The following is a 26,988-nucleotide window of genomic DNA, read 5'->3' on the forward strand; positions in this document are numbered from 1 at the left end:
ATACCGAATATGCTGTCTGAATACAAAGAGGTATTTCTGGAGGAGCTGGACGAGCAGCTTCAGCTGATGGACGAGGTAATCATGCAGCTTGAGCGCGATTGCGAGTCCGGCGAGGTCATCCAGAGCCTGTTCCGCGCGGCGCATACTTTGAAGGGCTCTTCGGCCGCCATGGGCTTCGAGGAGATGAAGCGCCTGACCCATCGGATGGAGCACCTGCTCGATCTGGTCCGTTCCAAAGAAAGAGCGGTCACGCCTTCGATGATCGATCTGCTGTTCCGTGCGCTCGATAACCTGAAGCTGATGAAGGAAGACATTCTGAAGCAGGATTGCATCACCGTGGACGTATCTGCATGCTTGCATGCGCTTGAACGATTCGACTCGGAGGATGCGGACACGGTGCCCGCAGACAGCCTGCAGGCGGGGACTGCCGCTGCCGGCCAGGCGGGGACTGGGGCGCCAGCTGCCGTCGCTTCAACCGCAGTGCGCCCGGAGCTCTCCCTGTCGATCCGCCTGCATATGAAAAGCGCGCTTGAACAAGGAATGCGTCTGTCCTGGCTGAGCGTTCGTCTCTCGCCCGATTGCTTCATACAGGGCGCCAGAGCTTACGTGATCCAGACGATGCTCGGGGAGTGGGGCGAGCTGCTGCTGGCCTCTCCCGACTACGAGAGCATCGGCGAGAGCGGCGGAGATGCGTTGGAGCTGACATACCTGTACGCCGGAACGCAGGCGCCCGCCGAATTGGCAGGAATGGCTGCAGGACTGGCCGATGTCGCAAGCGCCCATGCCGAGGCGGTCCTGCTCGAAGAGACCGAGATGGACTATCGCGCGCCGGCATCCGCCGCTGATGAAGTTAAGAATACGCCGGAGCATGAGGATGCCTCGCCGGCATCCGCCCGACAGAAAAATGAGCCGGCGGCAACGGAGGTCCCATCCAGGCAACCCGTACCCTCTTCGTCTCCATCCGCCCCCGCGCCCGCGTCTCAACCTGCTGCGGCCGCCAAACCGAAGGCCCAGACGATTCGCGTCAGCGTCGAGCGGCTGGACGATCTGATGAATCTCGTCGGCGAGCTCGTGATCGATCAGACTCGCATCCAGCAGGTCGCCCGCACGCAGCGCCGCCGCTTCCAGGACGATTCGGTCGGCGAGCTCGGCCATATCGCCGACCATCTCTCGCGAATCATCGGCGATCTCCAGGAGAGCGTCATGAAGGCAAGAATGCTGCCGATCGAGCAGCTGATGGGCCGCTTCCCGCGGATGATCCGGGATCTCTCCAGGGATCTGGGCAAGGAACTGGAGCTCGTCATGGAGGGGCAGGACACGGAGCTGGACCGCACCCTCATCGAAGAGATCGCCGATCCGCTCATTCATCTGATTCGCAATGCCGTCGACCATGGCCTGGAGCCGCCTGAAGTTCGGGAGCGCGCGGGCAAGCCCCGCCAAGGCATTCTGCGCATCAAGGCCGCGCACGAGGACAATCAGGTCGTTATCTGCGTCGAGGACGACGGCGCGGGGATCGATCCTGCGAGGATGCGGTCGTCGGCCGTCAGCAAAGGGATCATCACGCAGGAGGAAGCGGACGCCCTGGGCGACCGGGAGGCGATCGACTTGATCTTCCGCCCGGGCTTCTCTACGGCGCAGCGGGTGAGCGACGTGTCCGGCCGCGGCGTCGGGATGGACATCGTGGCGAGCCATATCGAAAAGCTGAACGGGATGATCGACATCCGCTCCGAGCTGGGGCGCGGGACGACATTCAAGATTAAGCTGCCGCTGACGCTGGCGATCATCGTCGGACTGCTGGTCAAGTGCGGCGGCCAGACGTTGATCATTCCGATGAGCAATATCGCGGAGATCGTGCGGGTTCCCGTCGAGGAGATTCGCAGCGTTCGCGGTCAGCCGGTCGTACTGATCCGCAATCAAGTGATTCCTATAGCGGACATCCGCGATCGGTTCGGCGTACCGCAGACGGAAGATGCGGCCAAGCAGATTCCGCTGGTCATTATCGGCTCTGCCGAGAAGCGTCTTGCGCTCACCGTGGACGAGCTTATCGGCAACCAGGAGATCGTCATCAAGTCGCTGGGCGCTTACATCGGCAAGGTAGACGGCATCGCCGGGGCGACCATCCTGGGCGACGGCAGCGTGGCTTTGATTCTCGAGATATCGGCGCTGTTCGCCAAGGCGGCCGCACGATGAACGGCTAACGAAAAACGGAGGGAACATCATGAGATGGTTCGGACATTTGAAAATATCCTGGAAATTGAGCATCGTCTTCCTGCTGATGGTCGCATTGCTGATCTTTATCGGGTTGTCGGGACTCGGCCAGACCGGCAAAATGAATACGGCGCTGGGCAATATGTACGACAACAACTTGATTCCGATCTCCAACCTGTCGGAAGCGCAAACCCAATACGAACTCATACGTGCGAGTATCCGGGATTACAATGCCTTTGCCGTCAGCGATTCGGACAAGCAGACGTACGAAGACACGATTAAGCAAGCGGAAACCAATCTGATCGGCCGGGTGGACACTTATCGGAATACGAAGCTAACGCCGCCCGAGCAAGTGGAGCTCGCGCAATTCGATACGGCTTGGAAGAGCTACGAGTCCACGCTGCAGGCAGCGCTTCAGTATTTGCGGAAAGGCGACCACGATGCGTTTGAGAAGCTGCTTCTTGGAGACCTGAAAAAAAACGGCGACACGATGTCCAAGGAGCTCGGCGATCTCGTTGATCTGAACGTCAAGATCGCGGAGGAGACGAGCGAGAAGGGCGACCGGTCATTCGCTTCGGCGCGGACCACGACGCTGGCCGTCATCCTGTTGGGCGCGCTGCTCGGTATCGCATTGGGCTTCTACGTCTCCCGGCATATCTCCCGTCCGCTAGGCAGTATGGTCGCGCTTGTCGGCCGCGTGGCCCAAGGCGATTTGCGGGACACCTCGGACATTGATACGAAAGACGAAGTCGGCCAGCTGGCGGTCTCGGTCAATCGCATGATCGAAGACTTGCGGGGGACGGTCGAGCGCATTCAGTATTCGGCCGTGAACGTGTCCTCGGCCGTGCAGCAAATATCGGCGAGCACGGAAGAGATCGCGGGCGGCAGCGCAAGCCAGGCGAACTCCGCGCAGACGATGACGGAGCTGTTCAAGGAGCTGTCGGAAGCGATCGGATCGGTCGCCAGAAGCGCGGAGCACGCCTCGGATCTGTCGAACGCGGCGATGGAGATCGCGCAGGACGGCAATCGGGTCGTCGAAGCTTCGATCCAGGGCATGAGCGAAGTGAACGCGCAGATGGCGCGGCTGGCGCAGGACTCGGAGCAGGTGGGCGAGATCGTATCGGTCATCGACGATATCGCGGAGCAGACCAATCTGCTCGCGCTGAACGCGGCGATCGAAGCCGCCCGCGCGGGGGACCAGGGCCGCGGCTTCGCCGTAGTGGCGGACGAGGTGCGCAAGCTCGCCGAGCGAAGCGGGGAAGCGACCAAGCAGATCGCACAGATCGTCAAGGGCATGCAGGCGAACATGCGACGCAGCGTAGAGGCGGCGGCGAGCGGCCTGGCCGGCTCCGAGCGCACGGGCGAAGCGTTCGGCGGCATTCTCTCCAAGGTGAGCGAGTCGGCGGGCCGGGTCGCGGAGATTGCGGCCGCGAGCGAACAGCAGGCGGCGCAGTCGTCGGATATGATGGCATCTATCGAGAGCATCTCCTCCGCGGCCGAGGAATCGGCGGCCAGCAGCCAGGAGACCGCGGCGACCGCGCAGACGCTCGCAGGCCTGGCGGAGGAACTGAATGCGTCGGTAGCGATGTTCCGCACGCGCAAAGCATAGAAAAGGCGGGATGAACGATGGCGGCGATGAAGACCGACGATCTGGATTTTACGCAGTTCGTCGCCAAGCTGAGGGGCAAGACCGGCATTGACTTGCTGCAGTACAAAGAGGATCAGATGCGCAGGCGTCTTGCTACTTTCAGAGACCGGAGGGGCTACCGTACGTTTTGCGAGCTCTTCGAGGGCATGCTGCGCGACGCTGAGCTGTACGAGGAATTTCTGGACCGCATGACGATCAACGTGTCCGAATTTTTTCGCAACGCCAAGCGCTGGGAGACGCTCGAGAAAAGAATTATTCCCGAGCTGGCTGCCAGCCGCGGCAAGCTCCGGTGCTGGAGCGCCGCATGCTCGACCGGCGACGAGCCGTATACGCTGTCCATCGTGCTCTCTGGCCTGCTCAGGCGGCACCAGTACGAGCTTCTGGCTACCGATATCGACAAGACGGCGATTAAGAAGGCGCGGGAAGGCCTGTACGGACCCTCCTCGGTCAGGGAGGTGCCGAAGCCGATCCTGAGCAAATATTTCAAGGTCGCGGGAGAGACGTACGCCGTGTCCGACGAGATCAAGCGAAGCGTCACGTTTAAGCAGCATAATCTGCTCGCGGATCCGTACGAGCAGGGCTTCGACTTGATCGTTTGCCGCAACGTGTTGATTTATTTTACCGACGCCGCCAAGGAAAACGTATTTAGAAATTTTGCCAAGTCGCTTAGCAAGGGCGGGTACTTATTTATCGGGGGGACCGAGCAGGTCTTCCAACCGGAGCAGTACGGGCTGGAGACGGCAGACGCTTTTTTCTACCGCAAAAAGTGAGGAGCGCTCCGGCGAAAAGGAAAGGAGGGGGACGCGATGGCTGCGATTCGGGTGCTGGTGGTCGACGATTCGATCTTCATGCGCAAGCTGATCAAGCGTCTGCTCGAAGAGGACCCGGATATAGAGGTGCCGGGAGTGGCAACGAACGGATCCGAAGCGGTCCTCATGGCTCAGGAGCTGCAGCCGGACGTCATTACGATGGACGTCGAGATGCCGGGCATGAACGGGCTGGACGCGGTATCCGCCATCATGAGGTCGCGTCCGGTGCCGATCGTCATGCTGAGCTCGCAGACGCAAGAAGGCGCGGTTGCGACCATAGACGCACTGCGGCGGGGCGCCGTGGACTTCGTAGGCAAGCCTTCCGGTTCGACGTCCTTTGACTTGTACAAGGTGAGGACGGAGCTGGTTACGAAGGTCAAAGCAGCGTCTAAAACGCAAAAGGCGGCGCTTAAGCCGCAGGCCGAGGCGAGGCCGGCCGTTGCCAAGCGTACAACGGCGGGGAGCGGGCGCGAGGACTCGCCGGGCTTCAGAACGTTCGGCCAGGTGGTCGCGATCGGCACTTCGACCGGAGGACCGCGTGCGCTGGATGCCGTCCTGTCGGCGTTGCCGGCGGGTTTCCCTTACCCGGTTCTGGTGGTGCAGCACATGCCACCGCGGTTCACCAAGTCGCTTGCCGAACGGCTGAACACCATATGCGAGGTACGCGTCTCGGAGGCGGAGGACGGGGAGGCTTTGCGAGGGGGCCGCGTCTATGTCGCTCCCGGCGACCGGCATCTGACCGTCGTCGAAAAAAATGGCGAATTCCTCGTCAAGCTCACGGAGGATCCGCTGCGAAGCGGACACCGTCCTTCCGTAGATGTCTTGTTCGAATCGGTGGCCCGCCTGTCCAGGCTGAAGCGCCATTACGTCATCATGACGGGCATGGGGCAGGACGGTGCGAGAGGCATGCTGCTGGCCAAGGAGCTCGGCGCCGCCTCGACGATCGCGGAATCTCAGGAGACTTGCGTCGTCTACGGCATGCCGCGGTCGGCGATCGAGCTCGGCTGCGTCGAACATGTCGTACCGCTAAGTCGGATTGCCGAGAAGATCGTTCAAGTAACGGGAAGAGGCTGACCGGGGCAGGGCCCGGATGGTCAGATTGAAAAAACGCCGGGTCGTACGCATGAAAAAGGGCAGTGCGCGTCAAGGGAAGCCGACGCCGCACCGCCCTTTTTGCGATGCTCGAAGTACCCAAAACGCAGGCCCGCTCTCGCTTTTAATGCTTTTTCGGGGCGAGAGAGAAATGGAGGATAAGCGCTGTCTGATCATTTTTAGCAAATGTTTAGTGGTTGGGACTAAAATAAAGTCCTGAAAATATCGAAATATAAGGAAAGGTGTCGAATAATGAAAAGACGACGTCTTATTCCTGCCACGGATGTAAAAATAATCATTATTTAATGTAAAATGGAATACGGCGAATGAGGAAGGGATTGCCCGTGAAAAAATCGCCTATCATCTCTCAGCGAGCGTTGACTGCCAACCGTAATCAGTCTTTCAAGAAATCGTCTACGGCTTCGCATGACCTGGAACGAATCAAGATGCGCCGCATTATGGAATCGGTGGGCGTTGCGATTTGTTCGTACGAGGCGGAGACGGGGCGCTGCGATTATTTATCCGAGTCCGTGCTGTCGATTACGGGATATGAAAAAGAACAGTTGCTGGACATACGCACATGGAGCCGGATCGTACATCCGGACGACTTCGGCGATTTTCTGGCACTGGACATGACAGTGCCGGACGTCAGGGAGGCCGACCTGGAGTGTCGCATTTTTCGAGCGGACGGAGAGCTGCGCTGGCTGCGAGTCCGCTTGGCGTTTCCGGTAGAAGCTTCCGGGCGCATGTTCATCAACGCGATCTTTCGCGATGCCACTGCGGAAAAGCTGGCTGTCCGGAACTCCCTGCCGGACGAAACGCGGATCGATGCGGAGATGGCGGCGGCGTTCGCCGTCGAAGGAATGGATCTCAGATTGGCGGAGCAGAGCCCTGACGCGATCATCTTTCACCACGAATACCGGATCCACTATGCCAATCCGGCGGCGAAGGCGCTGTTCGGCGCGCAAGAGGAGCTGACGGAGGCCAGAATCTTCGGCATGCTCCATCCGGACGACGTGGATCAAGCGCTGTCTTGCTTGTCCAAGGTATATCGCAACGCCGGTCCGAGCGCGCCGGTCGAACATCGGATTATCCGGATGGACGGCTCGTTCGTCGATGTGGAGTTCAACACCGGTCCCGTGCCTTATAGGGGGGGGATCGCGGGAATCTCCGTTCTTCGTGACATTTCCGAGCGCAAGCAGGCGGAGATTCAGCGGCTGGAGACCGAGAGATTGGTGCGGGAAAACGGGGAGCTTTACGTCCGTTTGCAGAATAGCCTGGACTGCTTCTCGAGCGCGCTCTTCGGGATGGTCAAGGTTTCCGAGATGGAGGAGCGGCTCGTTCGCGTCGTTCGCGAGGTGCTCGTGACCGAGGATGTCTGCCTGCTGGAAGTTCGGTCCGGCCGCCGCAGCTTCCTGCGCGGAGGCAACCGAATGCCGGGCTGGCTGGACGAGCTCCCCAAGGCGTGGTGCGCCGAGCTGCCGCTATGCCGCGTCGTCGACAGGCCGGCAGGCTATCTCATCCGGATCGGGGATATTCGCAGATCGGCTTACGTATTGTGCGTGGGAGAACGTCCCGAAGCCTTGCAGCTCGAGCAGGTTCGGATCTGGCTCGAGACGATCTGCCGGTATGTCAGCGTGCTGTACGACAATTTCCTGGTGATCGAGGACTTGACGAGGGAGGTAGAGTCCGCTTCGTCACAGAAGGCCGTCCCGTCGAAGCTGCTCCGGCTGCTGTTCAAGCTAAACGAGCACGAGCGCAAGCGGCTAGCCCAGGAGCTGCACGACTCGGCACTGCAGGAGCAGATCGTCTGGTACCGCAAGGCGGAGCAGATGCTCGCCGATCCGATGCTGGACCCGGACATTCGGGGCAAGCTGCAGTCGATTGCGGAAGGGCTGCTCGACGTCATGTACCAAATCCGGATGATGTGCATCGATCTCCGCCCGCCGATGCTTAAGGAAGCCGGGCTTGCGTCCTCGCTTGCGTCGCTGTTCGAGCTGACGCAGCTGCGCGCCGACTATGCGATCGATTACCAGTTGGGCGATATCGGGCAAGCGTTATGCGAGGAAGACCAGATGTTGGGCATTTACCGCGTCGTTCAGGAGCTGCTCGCCAACGCGTCCAAGCATTCGCAGGCGACGCGAGTGAAGATCTCGCTCGCCGCGTCGTCTGGCTTTATCCACTTGCTCTACGAAGACAATGGCGTCGGAATGGACATCGAGAAAGCGGGGAGCGCATTCGCGAGCATGGGCGTATACGGCATGAAGGAGCGCGTGCATAGCATGAGCGGCCAGATCGTATTCTGCTCGGCCCCGAACGACGGGCTCTCCATCAGCATCCGCATACCGGCTGTCGGCTAGACCGGGCTGCGACGGGAGGGGAACCACATGATAGAAGTGTTGACAGTAGACGACCATCCCTCGGTCATGGAAGGTACAAAGCTGCTGCTTGAGCAGGAAGGAGACATCCGGGTCCGCTTCGCCAACACGGCGGCGATGGCGATCGAGCTGACGGAGCGGCTGCGGTTCGACGTCATTCTCGTCGATCTTCAGATGCCCGACATGAATGGGCTCGAGCTGTCGAAGCGCATTCTCGGCATCCGGCCGGACGCGACGATTCTCATCTATACGGGCATCGATTTTAAAAATCATTTTAACCTCATGGTAGAGTCCGGGCTCTCCGGTTTTCTGCCCAAGACGGTGAACCGGGAGCAGCTCGTCACCGCGGTGCGTTGCGCGTCGCGCGGCGAGGCCGTGCTGCCCCTGGCGCTGCTCAAGCAGCTCAGGCGCCCGAGCGAGCCTCGGCCCGAGCCGCGTGCCGATCAGACGAACGCGGCCGTGTCCGACAGGGACCGGCAGATTCTGACGGAGATTGCCCGCGGCAAGAGCAACAAGGAAATTGCGCAAGCGCTGCTGATCAGCCAACGGTCGCTCGAGTACGCGCTGACGGATCTTTTTCACAAGCTCAAGGTTAAATCGAGGGTCGAGGCCGTCATCAAAGCCGGCCAGCTCGGCATCGTTGACGAGCCGGAACATGGCGCGGGACAGCAGTCCGACCTCTCGTTCATCGGATATCCCGGCATGGATGCGATCTAAATATCGGCGTGCGCAAATATCCCCGCTTGCATGAGCGGGGATATTGCTGTATATTTATCTTAAATTAAAGATAAATAATTTGAAGATAAATAGGATCGCCAACGAGCGAAGGAGAAGATATCGATGACACAGAAGACGGCCGGCATTCACCACATTACGGCATTCGTTCGCAACGCGCAGGACAACGTGGATTTTTATGCAGGCGTACTTGGACTAAGGCTCGTGAAGAAGACGGTAAACTTCGACGGTCCTGAAGTTTATCATCTCTACTTCGGCAACGAAGGCGGAAGCCCCGGAACGGCGATTACGTTTTTTCCGTTCGAGCACGGCCGCAAAGGATTGATCGGCGGCGGTCAGGTGGGCTGGTCGACGTTCGCCGTGCCGATAGGCGCGCTGTCCTTCTGGGAAGGGCGCTTCGCGAAGCTGTGGATCGCCTACGAGCGGACGACGCGATTTGGAGAGACCTTCCTGCGGTTCCGCGACCGCGACGAGCTTCAGCTCGAGCTGGTCGAGCGCGAGCAGGGCGAGCCGAGCAAGTGGGCGTTCGGCGGGGTGCCGGCGGACAAGGCGATCAAGGGCCTCGGCGGTGCCGTCCTGTTTAGCCTCGCGCCGGACAAGACGATGGAGATGCTGCAGGAGCTGCTCGGGCTCGAAAAGGTCGGCTCGGAAGGCGGCCTTGTCCGTTTCCGCGCATACGGAGAGCTGGGCAATATCGTCGAGGTGCGTGAGGACGCGGTCCCGGGCGGTCACGGCGGCGCCGGCACGGTGCACCATATCGCTTGGCGCGCGAAGAACGACGAGGATCACCGCGTTTGGCGCGAGCGGACGCTCGTGCACGGCTTCCAGCCGACGCCCTTTACCGACCGGCAGTACTTCAATGCCATTTACTTCCGCGAGAGCGGGGGCATTCTATTCGAGATTGCAACGGATCCGCCCGGCTTCGCCCGCGACGAGCCGGCCGAGGCGCTCGGCGAGCGGCTGATGCTGCCCGAATGGTTCGAACCGAGACGCGCCGAGCTCGAACGGGTGCTGCCTCCGATCTCGGTTCGCGTGCTGGACGCCGACCGTGCACAATAATGGATGCTGCGCAAATGAATGCCGTGAAGGCCCTCTAAATAACGGCCCCGGCGAAGGGAGAGAGCAAGCATGATCGCGATCGATCCGTCCGACCAGACCGAACGGGACAACTACAAGCTTATGATCGGCAGCATCGTGCCGCGTCCGATCGCGCTGATGACGACGCTGTCGGAGGAAGGCGTCGTGAACGCGGCACCGTTCAGCTACTTTAATATCGTGACCGCGAATCCCCCGATGGTGTCGATATCGGTGCAGCGCAAGGGCGGGGTTCAAAAGGACAGCGCGCGCAACGCCGCGGCGACCGGCAGCTTTGTCGTCCATGTCACCGACGAGTCGAACGTGGGCGCGGCGAACCTCGCGGCGGCGAATCTGCCGCCGGAGGAGAGCGAGCTCGACTTTGCGGGCTTTACGGCCGTGCCGAGCAGCGCCGTGCCCGTGCCGGGTCTCGCGGAGGCGAAGATCCGCATGGAATGCGTGCTCGAGCATGCCTATCCGCTGGGCGGGACGGCGGACGCGCCGGCTTGCGACCTGCTGATCGGGCGCGTCGTCCGCTTCCATGTCGCCGACGAGCTGCTCAGCGGCGGCAGGATCGACGCGCAGCTGCTGCAGCCGGTGAGCCGGCTCGCCGGCAACGCGTATGCGATGCTGGGAGAGGCGTTTTCGCTGGAGCGGCCGGAGTGAGAGGGCTTTAAAAAGCATGGCGCCTCTCCGTCTGGTATACTCGAATCGAAGCCCGGCGCCGCCGGGAACCGAGATTCGAGGATGCCGGGGGAGGCGCCATATGTCTTTTCGCTATGAGATGTATGCTTATCGGGATATCCAGGAAGCGCATACAAGTGCGCTCCTGGCGGGCAACGGGCTGTCGATCTCCTATTCGCCGAGGTTCAGTTACGGCTCGCTCTATCAAGCCGCGGCGCCTTTTATGGAAGAGACGGTGTCCGCGATCTTCGCGGCGCTAGGTACGACCAACTTCGAGCTGGCCCTCCGCGAGATCAACCAGGCGATCAGCCTCAACGGCCTCGTCGGCAATGCCAGCGGCAGACTGCCGGACCTCTACGCGGATATCCGCCATGCGCTCGTCCGGGTCGTGCAGCAGGTGCACCCGGAGAAGACCGACATCGACACGCTCGCAGGCGCGCAGCCCGCGGCGGGCCGCAGGCACGGCAGGCTTGCCGAGCTTGGGGTGCGGCTTGCCCATTTCGATGCGATTTTCACCACCTCGTACGACCTTATTCCCTATTGGGCCATCATGACGGCGCCATCTTCCTTCAAGGATTACTTCTTCGACTGCTGCTTCTCGTCCTTGGTGCCGGAGAAGTACGCGGAGCGCATCCCGCTATATTACCTGCACGGCGCGCTGCACCTCTACACGGAGGACAAGCTCACGCGCAAGATCGTGGCCGAGAGCCGCCAACTGACGCTGCCGCGCACGCTGGACCAGCTGTACCGGAGCGGGGACGCAGTGCCGCTGTTCGTGTCCGAAGGGCAGAGCCGCCACAAGATGTCGCGAATTTTGGAAAACGAGTACCTCTCGTTCTGCTACGACAGCCTGAAGCGCCTGACCGGCGGGCTCACCGTATTCGGCTTGTCCTTCGACGGGGACGAGCATATCGTTCAGGCCGTCCGGGAGTCGGCGCTAAGCCGCATCGCGATCGGCATTTATACGCCGGGAATGAGCCCCGAAGCGATCATGCTCGAGCAGGCGAGGTACGCAGGCAAATTCGGAAGCGACCGCGAACTGGTGTTTTTCGACTCGGCTTCGTTCGGGGAGACGGGAGCGGACCGCGCAGGCGGCGCTTAAAGGCGCCGCAAGCAGGCTCTAAACGAGCCGGAAATGCTTATAAATGAAAGCGTTGACACAATAATAAACGAATGATAAGATCAAAGTGAAACGGTTCATTATTTATCTTTAATTTTGTCGCGGAATATTTATTTTTTTATCTAATTAATGAATCGGTTCATTTTTAGAAATGACATTCAAGGGGGTGTTTGAGTGAGCGACCGAAAAGAGCGGTTCGACGTGGCGGCCATTTATTTTCCGAGCTGGCACGCCGATCCGAGAAACGAGAAGCTGCACGGTAAAGGCTGGACGGAGTGGGAGCTGGTCAAAAACGCCAGACCGCTCTATGAGAGACATCGTCAGCCAAGGGTGCCTGCCTGGGGCTACTTCGACGAGGCGAGCGTGGAGTACGCCGAGCGCCAGATCGACCTCGCCGCCGATCACGGCATTACCGTTTTCCATGTCGACTGGTACTGGTACGAAGGCGGACCTTACCTGAACCGTCCGCTGGACGAAGCGCTTCTCCGCGCATCCAATAATCATCGCATGAAGTTCGGCATCATGTGGGCCAATCACGACTGGAAGCATATTTTCCCCATGCCGCGTTCCAAGGAAAAAGCGATGATCTTCCCGAGCGAATACGACGACAAGGCGATGGAGGGGCTTGTCGACGAGTGGATCGAGAAGTACTTGAGCCACCCGCGCATCTGGACGATCGAAGGCAAGCCCGTCGTCTCGATCTTCGATCTGAACGATATGGTCGGCAAGATCGGCATCGAAGGCGCCAAGCGGCTGCTGGACCGGTTCGAGGAGCGGCTAAGCCGCGCCGGACTGCCGGGCCTGCACTGGAACGTCATGGGCTTCTACCATGAAGCGGAGGATCGGCTAGAGGAGCTGGGCATCGCCAGCGCGACGAACTACCAGACGATCTGGGACGAGACGTACGGCGCGAATATCGGCGATCCGGAAAATGTATTCGATCCCCGCGCGCCGAAGCGGCAAAACTTCGCGGACAGCCTGCCGAAGGCGGAGGCGCATTGGGAGAAGATGGCGGGCAAGCTGCGCATTCCGTACTATCCGATTCTGACGCAGGGCTGGGATTCCTCGCCCCGGGGAGAGCAGTTCGACGGCGCAGGCGCTGTCATGGAGGGCTACCCTTGGTACCCGGTCGTCGAGAACAATACGCCGGCGAACTTCGAACGGGCTGCCCGGATGGCGCGGGACTTTGCTTTGCGGCAGCCGTACGCGCACAAGATCGTCTACGTGAACGCCTGGAACGAATGGACCGAGGGCAGCTACCTGCTGCCGGATATCGAGTACGGCAATGCGTATCTGGAAGCGATCAAACGAGTGTTTGGCGTGCAGGCTGCAGCCGGATCGGCCACGAAGGAAGGAGCGGCAAGCGATGCGTAACAAAAAGTTCGACTGGGTCGGCGGGATCGTCGGCAATCCGGAAGCGCTGGAGAACGAGTGGAACGACGAGCAGATGGCGGCCCTGCAAGGGCTCGGCATCAATCTGCTTCAGCTGAATCTGGGCTGGGGCGGCCGTCCGGGCGGCGAAGTGCTGAATATGGAGGACATCGACGACGAAAAGCGGGCGCAGTTCCGGTTCCGCATCGCGCAGGCGCAGAAGCACGGGATGCGCGTCATGCCTCACTTCGGCGTCCCGCAGCTGCTGAACGTAAAGGAAGGCTACTCCGTCATCACGCCGGCATGCATCCAGGACCCGCAGGTGGTTGCCAATTATACGGAGCGGCTGGTCGCATTTTTGCGGGAATTTCCCGAGATCGCCGACGTGATGATCTACACCTTCGACCAGGATTCGTGGCTGTGCAGCGAGTTCGGCGATTGTCCACGGTGCGCCGGCGTGCCGCTGCACGAGCGGCTGCCGCGCTTCCTGAACGCAATGCAGGACGCGCTTCAGCATGGTCGGGAGGGTGCGCGGCTCTGGTGGCAGCCGTGGGAGATCTCGGCCGGCCAGACCTATCGGATCATGCAAGCGGTCCGCCCCGAACGCTTCGGCATCATTGTCAACAATTCGATCGCGGAGACGTATCCGAGCAACACCTCGGATCTGTGGGTGCGCAACACGATCCGCATCGCGGCCGAGCGGGGCATTCCGGTCATCGGGGAGATGCAGTTCTCCGGCTGCCAGATCGGCTGCCACTCCGTGCAGAAGCTGCCTTGTCCGGAACTGGTCTACGAGCAGGCCGAGGCGTTCCGCGCGATCGACGGCGTGGTCGGCATCCGGGAGCACTTCGGGATCGCGGTGTCCAAGATGTCGGTCAACACCGATCTGTTCAGGGAATACGTGAAAAATCCCGAGGCCCCGCTGTCCGAGCTGCTCGCCGCGGTGGCTGCGGGATACGGGCCGAATGCGACGGATGAACTGCTGGCGGCATGGAATTTGTCCGCGAGAGCCGTCAGGCATATTCCGTTCGACGCGAGTTACAGCTTCTGCAACCTGACGCACAAGCCGGCCAAGCACGACTGGGACGCCGCGACCGTACCCGCCTGGCACTGGGATACGCCCGCCTGGGAGGCCAACCGCCGTTCCTTTTACATGATTACGCATACGACGGCGATCCACCCTTGGATGCTCGAAGATCTGGGGCTGCGGATGGGCGAGGCGGCCAATTACTTCCGCGAGGCGGTGAAGCTGTTGGAGGAGGCGCTCGCCAAAGGCGTGGAGAAAGCGGACGACGTCCGCGATCAGATCGCGGACTTGAACCGGCTCGCGTCGTCTCTCCGGGGATCGTCGCTGCACTATCTGGAGACGATCGCGGCCTACGACTTGCGGGTGGCGTTGAAGCAGGGCAATAAGGAGAAATACGCGGCAGCCTGCGAACGCCTTGGACACTTGCTCGACGAGGATCTGGTCAATCAGGACGGCGACGAGGAGATGCGGGAGGTCAGGGACCGGTTCGTCGCAGACCCCGAGACCTGGGTCCGGCTGAATCTGCAGCAGCCTTACCGCTATGACAATCCGGTGAGGCTGGAGACGTTCGATCAGCGATGGTAATGGAGGCGCGGGAGACGCAGGTTCACGGCTGCGCGGTCGTCACGCTCGCGAACGATCGTCTGTCGGTCACGATCATCCCCGGAAAAGGCGCGGATATCGTAAGCCTGATCGATCAGGCAAGCGGTACCGAGCTGCTCTGGCGGTCGCCCGCCGGTCTGGATGCGCTCGCGAAGCCTAACACAGCAGGAGGCGTCCGCTATGTCGGGGGCTGGATCGAGACGTTCCCGAACGCCTGGAGCGGCTGCACGCACCGCGGCCGCGCACTGTCCGGGTACGGCGACGTCTGGCAGCTGCCCTGGGAATACCGCATCGAGCGTGTTGGCAGCGCTGACGTTGCTGGAGACGACACCGGCGCCGCCGATGAGATCCGGGTCGTATGCGACGTGCAGAGCGGGGAGCTGCCGCTGCGGCTAACCCGGACGATCGCGCTGCGGCGGGGCTGCTCGGTTATCCGGATCGAAGAGAAGGTTCAGAATATCGGCGAAGAGACCGTCGATTTTACGTGGGGCCATCATCCGAATCTGGGGCGTCCGTTCCTGGACGAGAGCTGCGTCATCGATCTGCCGCCGTGCGAGATTTGGGCGGACGGCCGCAAGGCGGGCGTTTGGCCCTATCTGCAAGGAACGGAGGGGCTTGAGGATTTGCGCCTCGTGCCGCCGTACGGAACTTCGAGGGAGAACAGGCATATTCTTTTGCGCCGCCTGGCAGCGAGCGAGGCGACTGTAAGGAATACCGCAAGCGGCTTATCCTTCCGATTGTGGTGGGACGGCGAGACATTTTCTGATCTGCTGCTATGGCGGGCATTCGATACCGGTCCTTCAGAGACGTTCGGAGACGGCCAGATCGTCTGCCTGTTCCCGAAGCGAAGTCATGGAAACGTAGCGGAAGCGGCAGCCGAAGGCGAAGCGTTGACGCTGGCGCCCGGCGAGACCGGGAGCGCCTGGATCGAAGCGGAGGTGATGCGGGAGCAGGCGCGCATGAACAATGAACCGATTCACAAAATCGATTGACAGGCATCGAAAACCGGTGCTAGTATGTTCACATCTTGGCAGAACGCTAACCCCATTGAACAAAGGGTAAATCATTGGAAGAAAATGAATCGTTTCACAATTTTCCGGCGGACTGTAAGCGGTTACGGAGATGGATGTGCTGCCCATCGGTAGCGCCCGCCCATAGAGGAACTATCGTTCGTTAATGGCTAAAAGATGGTGGGTGCAATGCCAATAAATAGCGGAATTTTTTCCGCTATGGCTAAGAGAGTGTTCAGCACGTGCCGAGCAAGGAACAACCATTTCATATCGACGGGGGAATCGAAAATGAGAAAAACACGTTCGACCGCCTTTTTCGTACTGACCGCTTTATTGTCGCTGTCGCTCGCCGCATGCAGCGGCTCGAACAACGGCAACGGCAACGCCGGCGCCAGCTCCTCCGCCTCGAGCGCGGCATCCTCCGACAGCGGCAGTGCGAGCCCGAGCGAGGCGCCGATCGAAGCCGATATTACGGTCATGCACTTCTGGTCCAACGCGGACGATACGATCAAGGAGATCGCCAAAAATTTCGAGCAAGAAAACCCCGGTATCCATGTCAAAGTAAATCTGTCGTCGGTCGCCAACCATTATACGGACCTGACCCAACGCATTCAGTCCAGCGACACGCCGGAGATCTTCACGGTATGGCCGGGCGCATCGGTCAATCCGTACTACGACAGCGGCGTGCTGGCCGATCTGTCCGACCTGCCTTGGGCAAGCGAGATCAACAGCACGGCGAAAACGATCTCCACTTACGACAACAAGCTGGTGCTGGCGCCGGTCAATACGGCGATCATGGCGCTCGCCTACAACAAGGACGTGTTCGACCGCCTGGGCCTGCAGCCGCCGCAGAATTACGCCGACTTCGAGCATATCTTGCAGACGCTGAAGGACGATCCCGCTATCAAGACGCCTTTCATCAACGGCGCCGACTTCCTCCTCAACATCGCTTCCCTGCAGGCCGTCACCGACGTCTACGCCAAGCAGCCCGACTTCGACGCCAAGGTCAGCGCAGGCGAGGAGAAGTTCAATAACGAGGCTTTCACCAATCTGTTCAAGCGCATGCTGATCGACTGGCCCGACAAAGGCTACGTGAACGGCAGCACGATGCTGAGCACGGACAGAATGTCCAAGGCCGTCCTGCAGTTCATCGACGGGCAGGCGGGGATCATGGAGCTGGGCGGATGGGATATTCCGGTCCTGAACCAGCTCGCGGACGGCAAGAAGGTCAACGTCGGCATGTTCCCGTTCCCGGCGCAGGACGGCAAGGGATCCGTGCTGGCGGCGGCGGGCGAAGCGTTCGCGATGAGCGCGAATGCGGAAGGCGCCAAGAAAGAAGCGGCCGCGAAGTTCTTGAACTACCTCATGAACGACGAGAACAACGCCAAGATCTGCGCCGCCATCAACAGCCTGTCGGCGAAGCCCAACGTGAAGGCCGAGGTCGACCCGATCCTTGCCACCTTGTCCGATTATATGAGCGCCGCGCCTACTTACGGCTTCATGACCTGGCCGATGGAAGTGCAGAACAATCTCAAAAATCTCGGCAACGTCATGCTGGAAAAGAAGGACGCGGACGCCAAGCTGAAGGTGCTGAACGCCGAGCTGCAAAATCTGCAAACCGCTTGGATGAGCGACGCGAAAAAGTAATTCGCTCCCGCCCTCTGCGCGCGCGGTCCGCCTTCGCGTCCGATTCCGGCCCGCGCGCGCTTTTTTCCATCACGCTAGCAAAGGAAGATCCAGGATGGGCACACGAACGCGCCACAAACGTAAAGAAAAAATCGTAGAGCTGCTCTTTCTGCTGCCGGCCTTTCTCATTTTTACGGTCTTTTTCGTCTATCCCAGCGGAACGTCGCTCTTCTATTCGTTCACCGACTGGAACGGCATCTCCAAAACCTTTCATTTCGTCGGCTTCGACAATTATGCAAAGATGTTCCGTACCCGCGACATCTTTTCCACCATACCGGTCACGCTGTATTACGCGCTGCTCAACACGATCTTTATGAACGTCGCGGGCTTTCTCCTCGCGCTGGCGCTCAACCGCAACTCGCGCTTCACGAGCACGATGCGCGTATCTTTTTTCCTGCCTATGCTCATCGCCGGCATCATCGTCGGCTTCGTGTTCATCGAGATTTATTCGCCGGTGCTGGATGCGCAGGAAGGCAACATGGGCACGCTGAACGCCTTCCTGTATTTGTTTGGCATGGACGGCCTGGCGCAGAACTGGCTGGGCAATCCCGCGCTGACGATGGTCGTGGTCGTGCTGACGGGCGTGTGGAATTCCGTCGGCTACACCGCGCTCATCTACCTGGCCAACATGCAGATCATCCCGAAGGAGCTGTACGAATCGGCCGAGATCGACGGGGCGGGCTACTGGCGCAAGACGTTCACGGTCACCTGGCGGATGGTGGCGCCCGCCTTTTCGATCAATATGACGCTGCTGCTGATCAACTCGCTCAAGCAGTACGACATGATCGCCATCCTGACCCAGGGCGGTCCGGGCACGACGACCCGCGTCATCAACATCGCCATTCTCGATTATTCCGTTTCCTCCTACAAGGTCGGACTCGGCTGCGCGATGGGCGTCGTGGTCACCCTCTTCGTTTTTGCGCTCGTCGGGACGACCAATACGATGCTGCGAAGGAGGGAGCGCGAGACCAATGATTAGAACCCGCAGACGCTTGTCTCCCGCAGCCGTCAGAGGCGGCATCGTCACCTTCCTGCTCATGCTGCTGACAGCGATGGAGCTGTACCCGATCTTCTCGATCGTCTCCAACTCGTTTAAGCGGCTGCCCGACTTTTTCCGGTCGCCGATCGAGCTGCCCCGCCGCCTGTACTTCGGCAATTATATCGTTGCGTTCGACAAGCTCAATTATTTCCGGTCGCTGCTCAACACGTCGATCATTCTCGTCTTCTCGATGCTCGTGCTTATCGTGGCGGGCTCGATGGCCGCCTTTATCATCGCGAGGCGCCCGGGCAAGTGGAGCCATCTCGTCTACTTGTTTTTCGTCTTCGGAATCGTGCTGCCGACGTTCACCATGCTGGTGCCGCAGATCAAGCTGATCGGCGATCTCGGCCTCAAGAACAACTATATTTCCCTCATCCTGCTGTACGGCGCCATGGGGATGCCGATGTCCCTGTTTTTGTATACCGGCTTTTTCGGGTCGATTCCGCGGGAGCTGGAGGAGGCGGCGAAGATGGACGGCAGCGGGCTGTTCCAGACTTACTTCCGCATTTTCATGCCGCTCGCGGCCGCGACGACGACCACGCTCGTCATGCTCCAGTCGATCGGCATCTGGAACGATTTCGTCCTGCCCGATCTGATCATGACGCAGCCGGAGTACAAGACGCTGATGCCGGCGCTGAACGGGTTTTACGGGCGGATGCTGGGGCAGGGCACGCGCTGGGACTATATTTACGCGGCGATCGTGCTGTGCATCCTGCCGATGATTTTCATTTTCTTTTTGGCCAACAGATATTTAATACGAGGCGTAGTCGAAGGAGCGATTAAAGGTTGAGATTCACTAACGTATGCGGCATGCTCGGCAACCCCAACTTCTACGGCGATCCCTATCAGGAGCATACCGCGGAAAAAATCGAACAGCTGAAAGCCATGAACGTCAACACGGTGTTCGTCAATATTGCCTGGTCCCGGCCGTGGATCGACGCAGTCAATTTGGAAAATACGGCGGTGTCCGCCAGCTTCCCGCTGCTAAGCGACATGGAGGAGGTGGAGCGGCACAGAAGAAGCCTAGGCGCCAGAGTCGGCGCGGTCAAGGCGGCGGGACTGCAGGCGTTCGCGCTGTTCGGCATTCCCCGGTACTTCGACTTTGCCAAGTATCCCGAATCGTACGGCGTGCTCAAAGGGAGCACGCTCAGCACGATCTCGCCGGGCGACGCCGTCGCCTGCGTTCGCAGTCCCGAGGTGCGGCAGCTGTACCGGGAGCTGTTCGCGGACCTGCTGGCGCATATGCCGGAGCTGGACGGCATGCAGGTGTACACGTACGACGAGCTGGCCGAGGTGTGCGACGAGGACAGCGACTGCCCGAGATGCCGGGGCATTCCGGCGGATGAGCGGATTCCGGCGTTTCTGAACGGCTTGCACGAGGATCTGCAGGCGCTGAAGCCGGGATTCGAGCTGTGGTGGGAGCCATGGGAGCTGTCCGCCGCACAGACGTACAGGATTACTGAACGGCTGGATCCGGCGATCGGGCTGGCGCTCCATTCCACGCTGCACGAAGTGTACTTCGTCAACGAGACGGACCAGTGGTTCCGCAATCTTGCGGCGATCGCGAGCGACCAGGGGCGGAAGGTCGTCGGAGAGATCTTCGCCGGCGGCTCCGGCGAGGATCTGGGCAATATCGCCGGCTATCCGAGCCCGCGTCTGGTTTACCAACAGATTCAGGCGCTCGCCCGGGTGCCCGGCGTGACCGGCATGAAGGAATACTTCGGCTTCCCCCTGGAGTACGCCTCGGTGAACGAAGAGACGATGCGGCTCGTCGCGCAGGATCCGTACCGCCCGTGGGACGGCGTGGAGAATGCGCTGGCCGAATCTTATGCCGTTGATGAAGACGGACGCCGCCGCATCCGGCGGTTCTGGGAATATGCCGCCCGCGCCGTCGAGTTCATTCCGTGGGAGCTCAGCTGGGTGCTGCGCTTCGGCAACCTGCCGCCGTACGCGGAATACTGGGGGGCGCGCTTCGTCGATCTGTTCAAGACGCCGTGGTCGACGCCGAGCTGGCTGAGCAACCGCCGCTCGTTCTATCTGGTCGTCGACGGCGAGACGAACTTCACGACGCGCATGCAGCTGGACCTGATCGAACGGTTCCGGATGGCGGCGGATTGGCTGGCGCGGGCGGCGGAAGAAGCCGGCGGGACGGACGTACGCGAGGCGAAGCGGTCCGGCTTCGCACTCCAGCGCGAGGCGGTGGCCATGCTCGGGCATATGGTGAAGTGCAGGCTCCATCACCTGGAGCTCAGCTACCTTGCAGATCGGCTGCGCGCCGGACAGGAGGAGCCGGAGGCAGGCGCCGGCGTGCGCCGCATTGCTTCGCTGCTGGATGCCGAGCTCGATAATGCCGGCGGTTGGCTGCAGCTGCTGCAGCGCTCGGACGTTCCCTACACGTTCCGCGGCGGCGACGGGAGCGCGCTGAAGCACGAGACGATCGCCGCGACGATCGGGCGAATCGAGGAGGCAAAGGCACTTCTGGAGCAGGGGGATCGTACGTCCTGGCTCGCGCGCTATTTTTGACGGATTACCTTTTGACAGCGGGAAAGCGGTTGTTTACACTTACGGAATAATGAATCGTTATCGGTCCAAGCCGGGCCTGCGTTTATGGAGGAGTTATCGCGTATGGTCAGAATCAAGGACGTCGCCGAGCGGGCGGGCGTCTCCGTCGGTACGGTATCGAAGGTCATCAACAATACCGAGGGCGTCTCCCGAAAGACAAAGGCGGCCGTCCTCAAAGTGATCGCCGAGCTCAATTATCATCCCAACCTGTACGCGCGCAACATGCGGGCCAAGTCGAGCCGCACGATCGGCATTTTCGTACCTTTGATCAACGAGCCTTACTTCCTGCCGTTCTACGACGGCATCAACAAGCGCCTCGAGCAGATCGGCTACACGCCGATCCTGTTCTCGGGCATTACGCAGCAGTCGTCCGAGGGCACGCTCGACCTGCTGTCCCAGATGATGCACCGCAACCTGGATGGGCTGATCGTATCCACGTACGGCTGGGACGACGCCACGATCGCCAAGCTCGCCCGTATGGCCGAGGAGATTCCGGTCGTCTCGTACAAGCGCAAGTTCGAGGATTCGCCGATTCACTCGGTAGGCGTCGACGACTTCGAGGGCATGTACCGGGCGGCGAGCCATCTGCTCCAGATCGGCCATCGGCATATCGCCTACATGAATGCGGCGCCCGAGCTGGAGACGAGTCGCCAGCGGCTGGGGGGATACCGGCAGGCACTGGCCGACCACGGCGTGGAGGAGCGGCCCGAGTATATCGTCGATTGTCCCTCTTACCGCATTATGGACGGCTACCATTACGCGCACCGGGCACTGCAGACGCGGCCGCTGCCGACCGCGATCATCGGCGGCAACGACACGCTCGCGATCGGCGTCATGAAGTATTTGCAGGAGCTGCAGATGCGCATCCCGCACGACATCGCCGTGATGGGCTATGACGAGCTGCCGCTCGCCCAGCTGATGTCGCCGCAGCTCAGTACGATGTCCCTGCCGACGGATGCCATGACCGCGCTCGCGGTCGATCTGATCGTCGGCTCGGAGGGAGGCGGCGAGCCGGCCCGGCACCATGCGTTCGATACGAAGCTGATCGTGCGCGGCTCGACCGATATGACCGCGAAGGTGCATTTGGATTATCCATAGACCGCGCGGTCTTTTCTTTTCGATGTTAATGAATCGTTTCATTTTTGAATTGGCGATTTTATTATCGATGATGAGGAGCGGATTCGAATGATCGCGAAGTTTTCCTGGATGAAGAAGGGGGCCTTGTTTCTATCCATGGCCGTGCTGCTGGCCTCGTGTGTCCTGTGGCCGGCGCCTGGGCGGCACGCCGACGCGAACGCCGACGTCGGCTTGTTCTCCGATACGTTCGGCGGCACGCTGGCGGGCTGGACGCCGCAAGGCGGAGCCTGGAGCATCGCCTCGGGCGAGCTCGATCAGTCAGAGACAGGCGCGGACAGGCAGATCTACATCAATCAATCGCTCGATCAGGCGCGCATTCGCCTCCAGGCCGACATCAAGTTCGTCACCGCGGGCTCGGCCGAGATTCTGCTGCGCCGAAGCACGGGCGGACCGCACAATTCCGTCCGGCTCGACGCCGCCAATCAGACGATCGTCATGTGGGTGAACGGGCATTCGTACAGCCTGCCGTTCGCGCTTGGCACCGGCGTCTGGTATACGGTCAAGGCGGAGGCCAACGGGACGAACGTCAAGCTCTATGTGAACGGAACGCTCGCGATGGAGCGCAACGATTTCCCCGAAGCAGGCACAATCGCGGGGCTTGCTACCTCGGGCGGACATGTCCGGTTCGACAATGTAAGCGCTACCCAGATCAACGATTGGGACCGGGACTGGGATTCGCTCGTGAACGGAGCCAAGTTCGTCAAGGAAGGGGCCGAGCGGCTCGACTACGGATATTATGAATTCCCGCTCATCGGCCTCGGGGGTACGACGTTTTTTGCCGGTCCGACGGGCTTTACCAAGCCGGATGCGCCGGGCAAGGATACGACCTACCACAACTTCGCCCACATTCCTGCCATCCTGTACGATTACTGGTGGCATGCCGATACGAAGCGCGTGATGCCGTTTCAGCTGAACGGCGGCTACGGGACGTCCGCGAGCCCGGATCCGGGCGCGATCGACGGCAGCGTCTGGAAGCAGACGGTCGACGTGAAGACAGGTCTGATGAAGACGGCGCTGCGCTTGACGGCAGGCGCGCAAACATTCGACTCCAGCCGCACCGCGTTCGTCAATCCGGACGGCGTCCTGGTCATGAAGGTCGAGGACAGCATATCCCATACGTTCAAGCTCCAGGTCGGCCGCACGACCAACGCGGATGCGGACGTCGCCTCCGGCTATGGCGCGATCTACGATAACTACGCGATCTCCTACGCTGCGATGACCAACGGTCTGGTCGCGAAAAACGATTATGCGGGCACGACCGAGCGCATGACGCTGGCCGTCTCCGCCAGCGGGCAAGGCGTGTCCGTCGACACGGCGGGCGGGACGATCTCCGCCACTGTCGGTCCGGGCCAGCCGGTATATTTCTACTTCGCGCCCGGCTCCTCGCTGAAGGATGCCGATCCCGTCGCGGCCGCGTCGAGCAAGGCACAGACCGCCGCGGGCGGGGGATATGCGAATCTGGCCGGCGATACGGCGGCCTGGTGGGATGACTTCTGGGGTAAGTCGAAGGTCGATATTCCGGACCTCGGCATGGCCAACTGGTACATCCGCTCCCTGTATGACCACGGGGCCATGATCGGGAACAGCGAGGTGCCTCCCGGCGCCTACGGCACCAACCCGGACGGCTTCGACGGGGCCGTGCTGCCCGAGTTCGATCTCGTTTACAGCCACTTCGCGATGCTGTACAGCAATCATGCGGACGTCAGCGAGGCGATGACCGACTGGTACGAGCGGATGCTGCCGAACGCGGAAGCTGTGGCGGCCGATCCCTACTACGGGTATCCGAGCGGCAGCGCCAAGTATGCGTGGCTGATGGGCTACAATGCCAAGCCGATTCAGAATCCGGGTCTCGAGCAGGGCTGGCGCAGCGACTTCCCGGGCGGCAACGTCGCGGCCATGGTGCTGTCGCAGAAGACGTTCACGAACGCGGACCTGACGTCGGCCAAGGCGCTCCTGCAAAAGGTGACGAAGGCGCAGCTGGCGCACCAGGTTTATTTCGACAAATGGCAGGGCTATGCGCACAGCGGGGTATGGAGCCCGACGCCATGGGATCCGAACGCGCTCCATCCTGGGGACGGCAATCAGAGCACGGCGGCGATCTGGTCGATCCGGCAGGCCCAGAAGTACGGGGTGTCCAACGCGACCTGGGACGCGCTGCTCCCGCAGCTGCTCGATCCGTTCTGGTACAATTCGCAGGCGGGCGCGGACATGACGCTGCTCGCGCAGCCTTTCTGGTGGATGCAGACGCGCGACATCATGACGCCCGAGGCGTTGGCCACGTACCTCAACGTCGCGGCTACGCAGATGGACTATACGTTTAACCAGGGCTGGGCTTCCGTGCTGGCATCCAAGCTGCATCTGGCGGACGAGGCGCTGCGCACGGTCAAGCTGGGTCTTAAGAATGGCGTTCATCTCTACGACGACATCAGCATGGTCGAGACGCATACGGACGGCGAGGATTATAAAAAAGCGCCGGAGATCGGCGCGCACGGCGCCTACGTGGCCGCGATCGACCAGATGCTGCTGGACGGGGACAGCGACACGGAGATCCGGGTGTTCCCGGGGACGCCGCAGGCTTGGCTGGATCTCGGCGTCGGATTTGAGGACCTGCGAACGAACGGCGGCATTCTTGTATCCGGCACGTACGACGATGCTGGCATCTCCGTCACGCTGCAAAATACGGATGCCTCGGCGTCGCGTACGCGCACCGTGTATATCCGCGTGCCGGACGGCGCGACGACGGCGACGGACGCCGGCGGCCTCGCGGTGCAGGGGGTGGATGAAGGCAACTTTGCCAAGCTGAACGTAACGCTCGCCCCCGGCGCCAGCCGTACGATCTCCTTGACCGCCTCGGCAGGTACGGCCCAGCCGGGCGCGTTCGATATTCTGCTGCCCGGACAGGACGCCGCGCAGGTCGGCGCCGCGAACCCGCGGTTCGGCTGGAACTGGTCCGACGGCGCTGCGAGCTACAAGCTGACGGTGTCCAAGCGGGCGGACCTGTCCAATCCGCTGTTCGACCAGAACGTGGGCCGCACGATCCAGTACACGTTGAACCAGGCGCTGGAGCCGGGCGTGCGCTACTACTGGAAGGTGACGGCAGTTAACGCGGGCGGCTCGGTCGCCAGTACGGGAGGCATCAGGACGTTTGCCACTTACGGGGAACCGGTGGACGACGATTTTTCCGCCTTGCGGTATCTGAATTCGTACTGGAGCGGGTCCGGCTGGCCAGCGGGACTCAACAACGGGCAGCTGGAGGTGCGCGCGGTCGGCACGGACCAGAACTTCATCGTGCAGCCCGGCGCGAAGGGGAACTTCACCGCGACGGCCAAGATGACCTATCTGCCCTCGCAATCCGGGCAGCAAGCGGGACTGGTCCTGCGGCTGGACAATCAGCACTACGTCAAGTTCGTCCGCAAGTACGACGGCGGCGCCAAGTACGTGCTCGGCGGCGCGGGCTTGACCGGCGGCGGTACGTACGCGGATCCGCATCCGTCCGCGCAGACGGTTTATGTGCGCATCGTGAAGCAGGACGATACGATCCGGGCCTACGAGAGCGCGGACAACCAGACGTATGCGCAGATCGGCGGGGATGCCGTCGTGGCCCTTGGCGCCGAGTTCGGCGTCGGGTTCATCGCGTCCTCGGCCGGTGCGGCGAACGAAGATACCTACGCCGCATTCGACTGGTTCCAGTACCAGAAGCGCGGGATGAACGATGAGTTCGCGGGCCGTTCGCTCGAATCGGCCTGGGAGCCGACGGGCGCGTATACGGTCGACGGCGGCAAGCTGAATCTAACCGTTCCGGCGAACGAGGGATTTGCGGAGCACCGTGTGCTGCGCGCGATGGCGGGCTCGGATTATGCGTTGACGACGAAGCTGGATTATAAGCCGGGCGCCAACTACATGCAGGGCGGACTGCTCGTCTGGCAGGACGCGACGCACTACGTGAAGCTGACGCGCACGTACAACGGCGGCCATACGCTCGAGTTCTCAGGGCCGACGCTGAGCGGCGGCGTGTCCGTCGCGGATCCGGTGCCGGGAGCGACGATCTACTTGCGTCTGCAAAAGAGCGGCAATACGTACACGGCCGCCTATAGCGCGGACGGCGCGACGTGGACCGGAGTCGGCAGCGGCACAGCGGCGCTGACGTCGCCCAGGGCGGGCGTGGCAGCGGGTTCCTTTTCGGCGGCGAGCGGGACGGTGCCGTTCGATTGGTTCCGCGTCGAGACGATGAGCGACGAGTTTGACGGCAGTGCGCTGGCCGGCAAGTGGAGCGCGTCCGGCACGGCGACCGTCTCCGGCGGAAAGCTGCAGCTCGGCATCGCCGCGAGCTCCAACGACGACACGGGCAAGGTCGTGCAGACGGCGGCGAGCGAGGACCTGTCGCTGAGGGCCAAGATCGACTACAAGCCGACGCAGAACTATCAGCAAGCCGGCGTGTTGATCTGGTACGACGCGACGCATTATATCAAGGTGGATCGGCAATACAACAACGGCGGCAGGCTTGAATTCTCCGGCCAAGGATTGTCGGGCGGCGTGAGCATCGCCGATCCGGTATCCGGAGGGACGATCTATCTGCGTCTCGACAAGGCAGGATATTACTACCGGGCGTACTACAGCGCGGACGGCGACTATTGGACGCCGATCGGCGGCTACGGTTCGTCGACTGCGTCGGGCACGGCGCGGGTCGGCGTCGCTGCTTCCTCGTTCAGCGCGGCGACCGGGACGGCGGCGTTCGATTGGTTCAGGGCGAGCTGACCGCTCGGGCTGCGGCTCGTGCTTGCGTGCTCGCAGTGGCGTGCTCGCGC

At 61.3% G+C, this 26,988-nt stretch carries 18 protein-coding genes; all 18 read left to right on the top strand.

From position 1 onward, the window contains the following. Positions 1 to 9 precede the first annotated feature (9 nt). Positions 10 to 2,190, top strand: a complete 2,181-nt coding sequence (locus ACFSR7_RS13210) for a chemotaxis protein CheA (protein ID WP_378162193.1) — start codon at positions 10 to 12, stop codon at positions 2,188 to 2,190. Positions 2,191 to 2,218: 28 nt separating this feature from the next. Continuing rightward, entirely contained in the window at positions 2,219 to 3,817 is a 1,599-nt protein-coding gene (locus ACFSR7_RS13215; RefSeq protein ID WP_378162195.1) for a methyl-accepting chemotaxis protein, read from the top strand. A 17-nt stretch (positions 3,818 to 3,834) separates the two neighbouring features. Then, complete coding sequence (locus ACFSR7_RS13220; RefSeq protein ID WP_378162197.1) at positions 3,835 to 4,626, top strand: CheR family methyltransferase; 792 nt, start codon at positions 3,835 to 3,837, stop codon at positions 4,624 to 4,626. Between the two features lie 36 nt (positions 4,627 to 4,662). Next, the gene (locus ACFSR7_RS13225; RefSeq protein ID WP_378162199.1) at positions 4,663 to 5,739 is read left to right on the top strand and encodes a protein-glutamate methylesterase/protein-glutamine glutaminase; all 1,077 of its coding nucleotides are present in this window, start codon (positions 4,663 to 4,665) and stop codon (positions 5,737 to 5,739) included. Between the two features lie 362 nt (positions 5,740 to 6,101). Further along, positions 6,102 to 8,117: a PAS domain-containing sensor histidine kinase gene (locus ACFSR7_RS13230; protein WP_378162201.1), complete on the top strand. Its 2,016-nt coding sequence runs from the start codon at positions 6,102 to 6,104 to the stop codon at positions 8,115 to 8,117. 27 nt (positions 8,118 to 8,144) lie between these two features. Continuing rightward, positions 8,145 to 8,852 carry a response regulator gene (locus ACFSR7_RS13235; RefSeq protein WP_378162202.1) on the top strand — a complete coding sequence of 236 codons (708 nt, stop codon included), beginning with the start codon at positions 8,145 to 8,147 and terminating at the stop codon, positions 8,850 to 8,852. Between the two features lie 123 nt (positions 8,853 to 8,975). Continuing rightward, entirely contained in the window at positions 8,976 to 9,929 is a 954-nt protein-coding gene (locus ACFSR7_RS13240) for a ring-cleaving dioxygenase (protein WP_378162204.1), read from the top strand. 69 nt (positions 9,930 to 9,998) lie between these two features. Then, on the top strand, positions 9,999 to 10,610 hold the full coding sequence (locus ACFSR7_RS13245; RefSeq protein ID WP_378162206.1) for a flavin reductase family protein: 612 nt from the start codon (positions 9,999 to 10,001) through the stop codon (positions 10,608 to 10,610). Positions 10,611 to 10,710: 100 nt separating this feature from the next. Continuing rightward, the gene (locus ACFSR7_RS13250; protein WP_378162208.1) at positions 10,711 to 11,730 is read left to right on the top strand and encodes a DUF4917 family protein; all 1,020 of its coding nucleotides are present in this window, start codon (positions 10,711 to 10,713) and stop codon (positions 11,728 to 11,730) included. A gap of 192 nt (positions 11,731 to 11,922) precedes the next feature. Beyond that, the gene (locus tag ACFSR7_RS13255; protein ID WP_378162210.1) at positions 11,923 to 13,122 is read left to right on the top strand and encodes a glycosyltransferase WbsX family protein; all 1,200 of its coding nucleotides are present in this window, start codon (positions 11,923 to 11,925) and stop codon (positions 13,120 to 13,122) included. Continuing rightward, complete coding sequence (locus tag ACFSR7_RS13260; RefSeq protein WP_378162212.1) at positions 13,115 to 14,731, top strand: hypothetical protein; 1,617 nt, start codon at positions 13,115 to 13,117, stop codon at positions 14,729 to 14,731. Before ACFSR7_RS13255 ends, ACFSR7_RS13260 begins: the two co-directional genes overlap by 8 nt. Next, a complete protein-coding gene (locus tag ACFSR7_RS13265) occupies positions 14,725 to 15,741 on the top strand; it encodes a DUF4432 family protein (RefSeq protein ID WP_378162214.1) in 1,017 nt (338 codons plus the stop codon). The genes ACFSR7_RS13260 and ACFSR7_RS13265 overlap by 7 nt, the downstream gene beginning before the upstream one ends. A 306-nt stretch (positions 15,742 to 16,047) precedes the next feature. Then, positions 16,048 to 17,406: an ABC transporter substrate-binding protein gene (locus ACFSR7_RS13270; protein WP_378162216.1), complete on the top strand. Its 1,359-nt coding sequence runs from the start codon at positions 16,048 to 16,050 to the stop codon at positions 17,404 to 17,406. Between the two features lie 94 nt (positions 17,407 to 17,500). Continuing rightward, complete coding sequence (locus ACFSR7_RS13275; RefSeq protein WP_378162218.1) at positions 17,501 to 18,424, top strand: carbohydrate ABC transporter permease; 924 nt, start codon at positions 17,501 to 17,503, stop codon at positions 18,422 to 18,424. After that, complete coding sequence (locus tag ACFSR7_RS13280) at positions 18,417 to 19,274, top strand: carbohydrate ABC transporter permease (protein WP_378162220.1); 858 nt, start codon at positions 18,417 to 18,419, stop codon at positions 19,272 to 19,274. Before ACFSR7_RS13275 ends, ACFSR7_RS13280 begins: the two co-directional genes overlap by 8 nt. Then, a complete protein-coding gene (locus ACFSR7_RS13285) occupies positions 19,271 to 21,007 on the top strand; it encodes a hypothetical protein (protein ID WP_378162222.1) in 1,737 nt (578 codons plus the stop codon). The genes ACFSR7_RS13280 and ACFSR7_RS13285 overlap by 4 nt, the downstream gene beginning before the upstream one ends. A 102-nt stretch (positions 21,008 to 21,109) precedes the next feature. Continuing rightward, positions 21,110 to 22,144: a LacI family DNA-binding transcriptional regulator gene (locus ACFSR7_RS13290; RefSeq protein ID WP_378162224.1), complete on the top strand. Its 1,035-nt coding sequence runs from the start codon at positions 21,110 to 21,112 to the stop codon at positions 22,142 to 22,144. Positions 22,145 to 22,231: 87 nt separating this feature from the next. After that, the gene (locus ACFSR7_RS13295) at positions 22,232 to 26,938 is read left to right on the top strand and encodes a beta-xylosidase family glycoside hydrolase (protein WP_378162225.1); all 4,707 of its coding nucleotides are present in this window, start codon (positions 22,232 to 22,234) and stop codon (positions 26,936 to 26,938) included. Positions 26,939 to 26,988: the final 50 nt, after the last annotated feature.

The organism is Cohnella sp. GCM10020058, from assembly GCF_042683485.1.
Classification (GTDB): domain Bacteria; phylum Bacillota; class Bacilli; order Paenibacillales; family Paenibacillaceae; genus Cohnella.